This is a genomic window from uncultured Cellulomonas sp., assembly GCF_963527515.1.
GTDB lineage: Bacteria > Actinomycetota > Actinomycetes > Actinomycetales > Cellulomonadaceae > Cellulomonas.
The window spans coordinates 1-8,076 of sequence record NZ_CAURTV010000132.1; the positions used below are offsets into that span (position 1 = coordinate 1).

The window sequence follows — 8,076 nt, forward strand, 5'->3', positions numbered from 1 at the left end:
CAGCTGGACCGCATCCGGCACGCGCTGGCCCTGACCCGGCCCGAGGGCGACCCGCTGCGCCGGCTGCGCGCCCCGCAGATCCCGTCGGGCGCGCTCGTGCTGCTCTTCTCCACGTTCCTCGACGACGAGGCCGCCCTGGTGGCGTCCGTTTGGCGCCGTGCCGGGCACCGCGTGATCGCCGTCGACGTGCTGCCGACCCTGCGCGACCAGCGGCTCGGGGACCGCGAGCGGCTGGCGCTGCGGCTGATCCGGATGGCCCGCGAGGACCGGCTGGCCGAGCTGGCGGACCTCGACGTCGAGCTGGTGACGTGGCGCGACCAGCCACACATCGCGCTCGCGTCCCTGGCGCGGCGGGCGCAGCGGCGGGCAGGTGCGTCCCGATGAGCGAGGTGACCCTCGAGCTGGTCCGGCCCGTCTCGGCGCCGATCCTGCGCGCGGTCCTCGGTGCCCTGTGCGCCGTGACGCTCGTCGTGGCGTTCGCCGGTTCCGGACCCCAGCCGCACGCGGCGGTCGTCGTCGTGCTGGCCGCCCTCGTCGTCGGCACGGTCCTGCTCCCCGGCCTGGGCCTGGCGGCTCTCGTGGCCCTGGTGGCGGGGACACGGCTGCTCGTGGGGGACGCGCCCAGCCTGGGCGTGGTGATGGCGCTGGTCCTGCTGGTGCACCTGACCGTGTGGGCGGGTGCGGTCGCCGCGCGGACGTCGTGGCGGACGCGGACCGAGCTCGCGGTGCTGCTGGTCGGGCTGCGCCAGCTGGCGGTGGTGCAGGCGGGGGCGCAGGTGCTCGCCGTGGTCGCGATGCTGCTGGTCGGTACCGCGCAGGGCGACCTGTGGCGGGCCGTCGCGCTGGTGGCGGCCATCGTCGCCGCGGCCGTGCTGCTGCCGCGGCCGTCCGCCTAGAAGAAGACGACCACCGACACGGCGAACGCGAGGACGAAGGCGCCCGCCAGGACGGTGCGGACGGTCGGGCTCGAGGCGTCGACCCGCGCCTTGAGGCGGCGGTACATCCGCACGTCGAGCTCGCCGAGGGGGATGCTCGCCAGCACCGCGGCGACCAGCGCGACCGCGACCACCCGGTTGTAGCCGATGCCGGGGACGGTGGCGTAGAGCGTGCGGATGACGGGCACGTGCACCAGGTACAGCATGTAGCTGTAGTTGCCGAGCCGGTTGCCCAGCCGCCCGACCGGGGTGTCGCCGAACACCGGCTGCCAGCCCTGGAACCGGGCGAGGGACAGGACCACCAGCGCGCTGCCGAGGCCGAGGCCCCACCGACCGCCGGTGATGCCCTGGGAGCTCCCGTACTGCCACAGCGCGGTGGCGACGATCAGCGCCACGACCGGGTGCGGCGCCCACGTCCGGAGCACGAGCGGCAGCAGCATGCCGAACGCGAAGCCCGTGGTCACGCCGACGAACGGGAGGTCGTGCGCCGGGAAGACGACGATGCTCGGGTCGTCGGGCCACACGACGTTGTGCACGAGGACGAGTCCGAGCCAGGCCACCAGCACGGAGGCCGCGCTGCGCTCGCGCCGCAGGACGATGAGCACCGCCACGAAGACGTAGAACGCGATCTCGAACACCAGCGTCCACTCGACACCGAGCGGGTACGTGCCCCCTCCGTAGGGCAGCAGTGAGAGCGCGAAGCCGTCCACCGGTGGCTTGATGGGCGACCAGATCGCGGCGACGAGCACGAGGGCGACCACGACGAAGAAGGGCGGGTAGATCCGGACGAGGCGGTGCAGGAGGAACTGCGGGGCGTCGTACCGCTGCATCGCCGACGACATCAGGTAGCCGGAGAGCGCGAAGAACAGCGACACCCCGACGGCGCCGAGCCAGCCGGGCACGTACTGCACGGCCCACGCGGTCGGGAGCATGAGCGACTGGTAGACCGCTGCGTGGTAGACCACCACGGCGAGAGCCGCCACGAACCGCAGCCACTGCAGGCTGTACACCCGCCGCGTCTTGACGACGTCCGTGGTGGGCGCGACGACAGCCGCGGCGTCACCGCTCCGGGGCTCGTGGTCCGACACGGTGCGAGACCTTACCGGTGCGCGACCCGATCGAGCCGCCCACAGCCCTCGCCGTGCACACGCGGTCGTCCGGGGACGGCTGTCGCTGCCTACGGTCCTGCCCATGAGAGCTGAGGGCGGACTGCCGCACGTGCTGCAGGCGCTGGACGAGGTGGAGGCTGCCACCCGCACGCTGCGCGGCGCCGCGCAGACGGAGTGGAGGTCCGAGGCCGCCGACCGGTTCCGCGCGGCGCTCGACGAGGCGCAGGACCGGGTCCGTCGGGCCAGGATCGCGATCGAGCACGCGGTGCAACCGGTCGCCGCCGCCGACCTCGACGCCTCGGAGGGCTGGTGAGCAGCGCCACCGAGTGGTCGAGCGGGTACCGCGTCGCCGGTGGTCCGGGGCCGACCGTGGTGGACCTCGAGGAGCTGGCCTTCGCGTGCGGGTTGCTGGCGCGCGCGGCCGACCGGCTCGACTCGGCGGCCTGGCTGCTGCTGCGCGGGTTCCAGGCCGTCGGCCCTGCCACCCGGGCGGGCCTGGCCGGTCAGGAGGCCTTGTGGACCGCCCGCCAGGGCCGGGACTCCCCGGCGCGTGTCGCCGAGCACCTGCGGCAGCTGTCCGCCGCGCTGCGTCGGGTGATCGAGCTCTACGCGGACGCCGAGTCGATGGCGCGCACGGCGATGCGCGTCGGGGTGGTCACCGCGGCGGGCTCCCTGGGGGAGCAGCCCGTCGCAGCAGCTGCGGTCGGAGCGGCGGGGATCGTGCTCGGCGTCGCCGTGGCAGGCAGCGTCGTCGCGGGCAGCGTCGGCCGGACGCTGCTCCTGCGCAGGCCCGACCCGCTGCTGCCGGTGCTGATCCGGGGCGCGGGGGAGCTGCCCGGCCGGCTCACGACGGACGGCCGGGCGGAGCTGGGCATCCTCGCCGCCGCCGCGTTCCTGCGCTCCTCGGCGCCGGGGCGCCAGGTACCGACCCTGAACCCGGTGCCCGACGCCGCGAGGCTCCTGGCCGGTGCTCTGCCTCCGGCCGGTCCCACGGCGCTGCTGGCGAGGGCGAACCCGCCGCAGCTGCCCGTACCGCGCACCGCGGCCGCCGTGCTGGCCAACGTGGGCCGCTCGTACCAGGACGGCACGCAGACCGGCCTCGCCGGGACACCGAAGGGCGTGGTCTCGGTCCAGCAGCTGACCCACCCCGACGGCACGCGCGCGTGGGTCGTCGAGATCCCGGGCACGCAGAGCTGGCTGCCCAACGACGTGACCCCGATGGACCTGACCACCGACCTCCGGCTGCTGGCCGGGCTGACCGACGACGTGACGGAGGCAGTCCTGGGCGCCATGCGGTTGGCGGGGATCGGGCCGGACGAGCCGGTCATGCTCGCCGGTCACAGCCTGGGCGGCATGGCCGCCGTGTCGGTCGCTGCGGCCGTCGGGGGCACCTACTCGGTGCGGGCCATCGCGACGGCGGGCGCCCCGGACCTGCCCCGAGCGGCGCCGGCCGGTGTGCAGGTGCGGCACTACCGCCACGAGGCGGACGGTGTCCCGCAGCTGGACGGCACGCCGGACCTGGCGAGCGGCCGGGTGACGGTCGTGACCCGGGACCTCGACGCGACGGGCGGGCCGCCGGTGCCCGGTCTGGTCCAGGCGCATGCGATCGACCTCTACGTCGAGACGGCGGACGTGGGCGATCGCGAGCTGGCGGGCAGCCCCGGCATGCGCGGGTTCGACGCCGCCGTCGAGGAGGTCCTGGGTCCGCCCGGGACCACGGGCGTCACGCGGCAGTTCGTGTCGACGCGGGACCCGGTACTCGTGGCCACGCAGCCGCCGCGGGTCAGTGCACCTAGCGGCTGAGCTCGCGGGACGACGAGCGGCGCGTGCGGTCGCCGGGGAGGAGCACCGACAGGACGAGGCTGACCACCGAGATGATCAGGGCGCCGAGGCAGGCGGTGCCGAAGTTGTCGATCCGCAGACCCCAGTCGGTCGCCTCCGTGATCCACGCCGTGAGCATGAGCATGAGCGCGTTGACCACGATGGTGAACAGGCCGAGCGTGAGGACGTAGAGCGGGATGGACAGGAGCGCGACGATCGGCTTGACGATCGCGTTGACCAGCCCGAACACCAGAGCGACGAGCAGCAGGATGCCGACGGTCTGGGGCGTGCCCTCGGCGCCGACGATCTCGAGCCCCGGCAGGATCAGCGTCGCCAACCAGATGGCGACGCCGTTGATGAGCACGCGCACGAGGAAGGCCATGCGTCGATCCTGCCACCGGCCGGCGCCCACGGGTAGGACGTCGGCACCGTGGGACCCGTCGCGCGCGGTGGCATGCTGAGCCCCGTGACCCGCGTCCCCCTGCGTCCGGCCCTGGCAGACCTGCCGCCCTACGTCCCGGGGGCACGCGTCCCGGTCGGCGCCGCGGCGTTCAAGCTGTCGTCCAACGAGAACCCGTTCCCGCCCCTGCCGTCGGTCGTGGTGGCCATCTCCGACGCGGCCGAGGACGTCAACCGGTACCCGGACATGTACGCGACGGAGCTGACCGAGGCGATCGCCGCGTCGCTGGGGGTGTCCGCCGAGAACGTGGTGGCCGGCTGCGGCTCGGTCGCGGTGCTCGGGCACGTGCTCACCGCGGTCTGCCAGCCCGGAGACGAGGTGGTGGTGCCGTGGCGCTCGTTCGAGGCCTACCCGATCGCGGTGACGCTGGCCGGCGCGGACGGCGTCCGGGTGCCGGTGACCGACGACGGCCGGCTCGACCTCGAGGCGATGGCCGCGGCGATCACCCCACGGACCCGGGCCGTGCTGGTGTGCACGCCCAACAACCCGACCGGTCCCGCCGTCCGCGCCGCCGAGCTGGCCACGTTCCTGGCCGCCGTCCCCAAGGACGTGCTCGTGGTGCTCGACGAGGCGTACGTGGAGTTCGTCCGCGACCCGGAGGTGGCCGACGGCCTCGCCGCGTTCGCCGACCACCCGAACGTGGTCCTGCTGCGCACCTTCTCCAAGGCGTACGGGCTGGCCGGCCTCCGGGTGGGCTATGCGGTCGCGCGGCCCCGGCTCGCGGCGGGCATCCGTGCCGCGTCGACGCCGTTCGGGGTGTCCCACGTCGGCCAGCTGGCGGCGCTCGCGTCGCTGCGCGCGACCCCCGAGCTCATGACCAGGGTCGACGCCATCGTGGCGGAACGGTCCCGCCTGCTCACGGGGCTGCGCCGCCAGGGCTGGACCGTGCCGGACAGCGAGGCCAACTTCGTGTGGCTCGCGCTCGGCGACCAGTCGTCGGCCTTCGCGGAGCGCTCGGGCCGCGCCGGGGTGCTCGTCCGGCCGTTCCAGGGCGACGGCGTCCGGGTGAGCGTCGGGGAGCCCGAGGCGACCGACCTGCTGCTCGAGATCACCGCGGAGTGGCTGGCTCGCTGAGCGTCGGGCGCCGGGTGTAGACAGTCCACAAGGACGTGCGGCGAGGCTTGTCGGGGTCTGGCTCGCGGAACCTACGGTGCCGTAGCCTACGCTGACGTAGGTTCGTCACCGCCCCCGGAGGCAGCCACCCGCCGCTGCTCGCGAAGGAGAACCGCGTGGTCCCGAACGGCCCCCTGACCGACGACGGTCTCGTCCAGCTGCTGACCCCCGCAGGTCGGCGCACGGCCCATCCCGACTACGACCCCCGCATCGCCCACCTCGACGCCGACGCCCTGCGCGGCCTGTACCGGGACATGGTGCTGGTGCGGCGGTTCGACAACGAGGCGACGTCGCTCCAGCGCCAGGGCGAGCTGGCCCTCTTCGCGCAGAGCCTCGGCCAGGAGGCCGCGCAGATCGGCTCCGGCCGCGCGCTGGCCCCGCAGGACCAGGTGTTCCCCAGCTACCGCGAGCACGGGGTGGCGCACACGCGCGGCGTCGACCTGGCGGACGTGCTGCGGCTGTTCCGGGGCATCGACCACGGCGGCTGGGACCCGACGGCGTTCGGTTTCCACCTCTACACGCTGGTCATCGGCTCGCACACGCTGCACGCCACCGGCTACGCGATGGGCCTGCAGCGCGACGGCGCGGTCGGCACGGGCGACCCGGCACGGGACGCGGCGGTCGTCACGTACTTCGGTGACGGGTCCACCTCGCAGGGCGACGTGAGCGAGGCCCTCGTCTTCGCCGCGGTGAACAACGCCCCGGTCGTCTTCTTCTGCCAGAACAACCAGTGGGCCATCTCCGAGCCCACCAGCCGGCAGTCGCGGGTGCCGCTGGCGGACCGCGGTCCCGGCTTCGGCGTGCCCAGCGTGCGGGTGGACGGCAACGACGTGCTCGCCACGTACGCGGTCACCGCCGAGGCGCTCGAGCGGGCGCGCTCCGGCGGCGGCCCGACGTTCATCGAGGCGTTCACGTACCGGATGGGCGCGCACACCACCTCCGACGACCCGAGCCGGTACCGCTCGGCCGCTGAGGAGGAGTACTGGCGCCAGCGGGACCCGATCGACCGGCTCCGGCTGCACCTGGAGGACCGCGGGGAGCTGCCGCAGGACTTCGTCGACGCGCTGGCTGCCGAGGGTGACGCGCTCGGCGAGCGCATCCGGACCGCGGTCCGCGGGATGGGCCGTCCGTCCGCGGCGTCGATGTTCGAGCACGTCTATGCCACGCCCCACGCGATCGTCGAGTCCGAGCGGGTGTGGTTCGAGGCCTACGAGTCCGCGTTCCTCGAGGGCGAGGGGAGCCACCGATGACCACGATCACGTTCGCCAAGGCGATCAACCTGGGCCTGCGCAAGGCGCTCGAGCAGAGCCCGAAGGTGCTGCTCATGGGCGAGGACATCGGGGCGCTCGGCGGGGTGTTCCGGGTGACCGACGGCCTGCAGAAGGACTTCGGGCAGGACCGCGTCGTCGACACGCCCCTGGCGGAGTCGGGCATCGTGGGGACCGCGATCGGCCTGGCGCTCCGCGGGTACCGGCCGGTGTGCGAGATCCAGTTCGATGGGTTCATCTTCCCGGCGTTCGACCAGATCACCACCCAGCTGGCCAAGATGCACTACCGGTCGCAAGGCCGGCTGACCCTCCCCGTCGTCATCCGCGTGCCCTACGGCGGCGGCATCGGCGCGGTCGAGCACCACAGCGAGTCGCCCGAGGCGCTGTTCGCGCACACGGCGGGCCTGCGGGTGATCAGCCCGTCCAGCCCGGCCGACGCGTTCGCGATGATCCAGCAGGCGATCGCGTCGCCGGACCCGGTCCTCTTCTTCGAGCCCAAGGGTCGCTACTGGGAGAAGGGCGACGTCGACCTCGACGGCGCGGTGGACCCCCCCCACCCGGCGCTCGACACGGCGCGCGTGCTGCGCGAGGGGACGGACCTCACGCTCGTCGCCTACGGCCCGACCGTGCAGACCGCGCTCAAGGCCGCCGAGACCGCCGCGGCCGAGGGCACGAGCATCGAGGTCGTCGACCTGCGCACGCTGTCCCCGCTCGACGCGGCCACGGTCGCGGCGTCGGTCAGGCGCACGGGCCGCTGCGTCGTGGTGCACGAGGCGCCCGTCCTCTACGGCACGGGCGCCGAGGTGGCCGCGCGCATCACCGAGGAGTGCTTCTACCACCTGCAGGCACCCGTGCTGCGGGTGGGCGGGTTCCACACGCCGTACCCCGTGGCCAAGATCGAGCACGACTACCTGCCCGGGCTGGACCGCGTGCTCGACGCGGTCGACCGCTCGCTGGCCTTCTGAGGAGACACCCCGTGCCGACGTTCCAGCAGTTCCCGCTCCCGGACGCGGGCGAGGGCCTGACCGAGGCCGAGATCGTCGCGTGGCACGTGGCGGTCGGCGACACGGTCGAGGTGAACCAGACGATCGTCGAGATCGAGACCGCGAAGTCGCTGGTGGACCTGCCGAGCCCGTGGGCCGGCGTCGTGACGCGCCTGCTGGTCGAGCCGGGGCAGACCGTCGACGTGGGGACGCCCATCATCGAGGTCGACACGGACCCGTCCGGTGCGGCGCCCGCGGAGGAGCCGCCCGCGCCCGCGGGGGGTGCCATCGAGCACGGTCACCGCGGCGGCGGGAACCGGCACGCGGGCGTGGAGCCCGGGGGTGCCGACGAGATCGCGGCGGCCCAGGCGGGCCGGGTACCTGCAC

At 74.1% G+C, this 8,076-nt stretch carries 9 protein-coding genes and 1 pseudogene; 8 read left to right on the plus strand and 2 right to left on the minus strand.

Going from position 1 to position 8,076, the window contains the following annotated elements:
- Together RYN42_RS18440 and RYN42_RS18445 are read left to right on the plus strand one after the other, a co-directional pair.
- Nucleotides 1-384 (plus strand): annotated as a pseudogene (locus RYN42_RS18440) (DUF58 domain-containing protein); the annotation flags it as partial.
- A complete protein-coding gene (locus tag RYN42_RS18445) occupies nucleotides 381-896 on the plus strand; it encodes a hypothetical protein (RefSeq protein ID WP_315098520.1) in 516 nt (171 codons plus the stop codon). The pseudogene RYN42_RS18440 and the gene RYN42_RS18445, both read left to right, overlap by 4 nt.
- Here the strand turns inward: RYN42_RS18445 and RYN42_RS18450 are convergent.
- Nucleotides 893-2,023: an acyltransferase gene (locus tag RYN42_RS18450; protein WP_315098523.1), complete on the minus strand. Its 1,131-nt coding sequence runs from the start codon at nucleotides 2,021-2,023 to the stop codon at nucleotides 893-895. The two genes, RYN42_RS18445 and RYN42_RS18450, sit on opposite strands and share 4 nt — an antisense overlap.
- A gap of 103 nt (nucleotides 2,024-2,126) precedes the next feature.
- Between RYN42_RS18450 and RYN42_RS18455 the strand changes: the two genes are divergently transcribed.
- Together RYN42_RS18455 and RYN42_RS18460 are read left to right on the plus strand one after the other, a co-directional pair.
- Nucleotides 2,127-2,357: a hypothetical protein gene (locus RYN42_RS18455; protein ID WP_315098527.1), complete on the plus strand. Its 231-nt coding sequence runs from the start codon at nucleotides 2,127-2,129 to the stop codon at nucleotides 2,355-2,357.
- Nucleotides 2,354-3,847, plus strand: a complete 1,494-nt coding sequence (locus RYN42_RS18460; protein ID WP_315098530.1) for a hypothetical protein — start codon at nucleotides 2,354-2,356, stop codon at nucleotides 3,845-3,847. Before RYN42_RS18455 ends, RYN42_RS18460 begins: the two co-directional genes overlap by 4 nt.
- Here RYN42_RS18460 and RYN42_RS18465 read toward each other — a convergent pair.
- Nucleotides 3,837-4,247: a phage holin family protein gene (locus tag RYN42_RS18465; RefSeq protein ID WP_315098533.1), complete on the minus strand. Its 411-nt coding sequence runs from the start codon at nucleotides 4,245-4,247 to the stop codon at nucleotides 3,837-3,839. The genes RYN42_RS18460 and RYN42_RS18465 overlap by 11 nt on opposite strands.
- A gap of 84 nt (nucleotides 4,248-4,331) precedes the next feature.
- Here RYN42_RS18465 and hisC point away from each other — a divergent pair, with 84 nt between their 5' ends.
- The 4 genes from hisC to RYN42_RS18485 all read left to right on the plus strand — a co-directional run.
- A complete protein-coding gene (hisC, locus tag RYN42_RS18470) occupies nucleotides 4,332-5,399 on the plus strand; it encodes a histidinol-phosphate transaminase (RefSeq protein WP_399552537.1) in 1,068 nt (355 codons plus the stop codon).
- Between the two features lie 155 nt (nucleotides 5,400-5,554).
- Complete coding sequence (gene pdhA, locus RYN42_RS18475; RefSeq protein ID WP_315098538.1) at nucleotides 5,555-6,688, plus strand: pyruvate dehydrogenase (acetyl-transferring) E1 component subunit alpha; 1,134 nt, start codon at nucleotides 5,555-5,557, stop codon at nucleotides 6,686-6,688.
- Nucleotides 6,685-7,671: an alpha-ketoacid dehydrogenase subunit beta gene (locus RYN42_RS18480; protein ID WP_315098541.1), complete on the plus strand. Its 987-nt coding sequence runs from the start codon at nucleotides 6,685-6,687 to the stop codon at nucleotides 7,669-7,671. The genes pdhA and RYN42_RS18480 overlap by 4 nt, the downstream gene beginning before the upstream one ends.
- Nucleotides 7,672-7,682: 11 nt before the next feature.
- A partial coding sequence (locus RYN42_RS18485; protein WP_315098544.1) for a biotin/lipoyl-containing protein occupies nucleotides 7,683-8,076 on the plus strand: 394 nt, incomplete at its 3' end.

Excerpts from the sequence above, each read along its gene's own strand:
- RYN42_RS18480 (WP_315098541.1), top strand. The coding sequence starts at position 6,685 with ATGACCACGATCACGTTCGCCAAGGCGATCAACCTGGGCCTGCGCAAG.
- RYN42_RS18455 (WP_315098527.1), top strand. The coding sequence starts at position 2,127 with ATGAGAGCTGAGGGCGGACTGCCGCACGTGCTGCAGGCGCTGGACGAG.
- RYN42_RS18445 (WP_315098520.1), top strand. The coding sequence starts at position 381 with ATGAGCGAGGTGACCCTCGAGCTGGTCCGGCCCGTCTCGGCGCCGATC.
- RYN42_RS18465 (WP_315098533.1), bottom strand. The coding sequence starts at position 4,247 with ATGGCCTTCCTCGTGCGCGTGCTCATCAACGGCGTCGCCATCTGGTTG.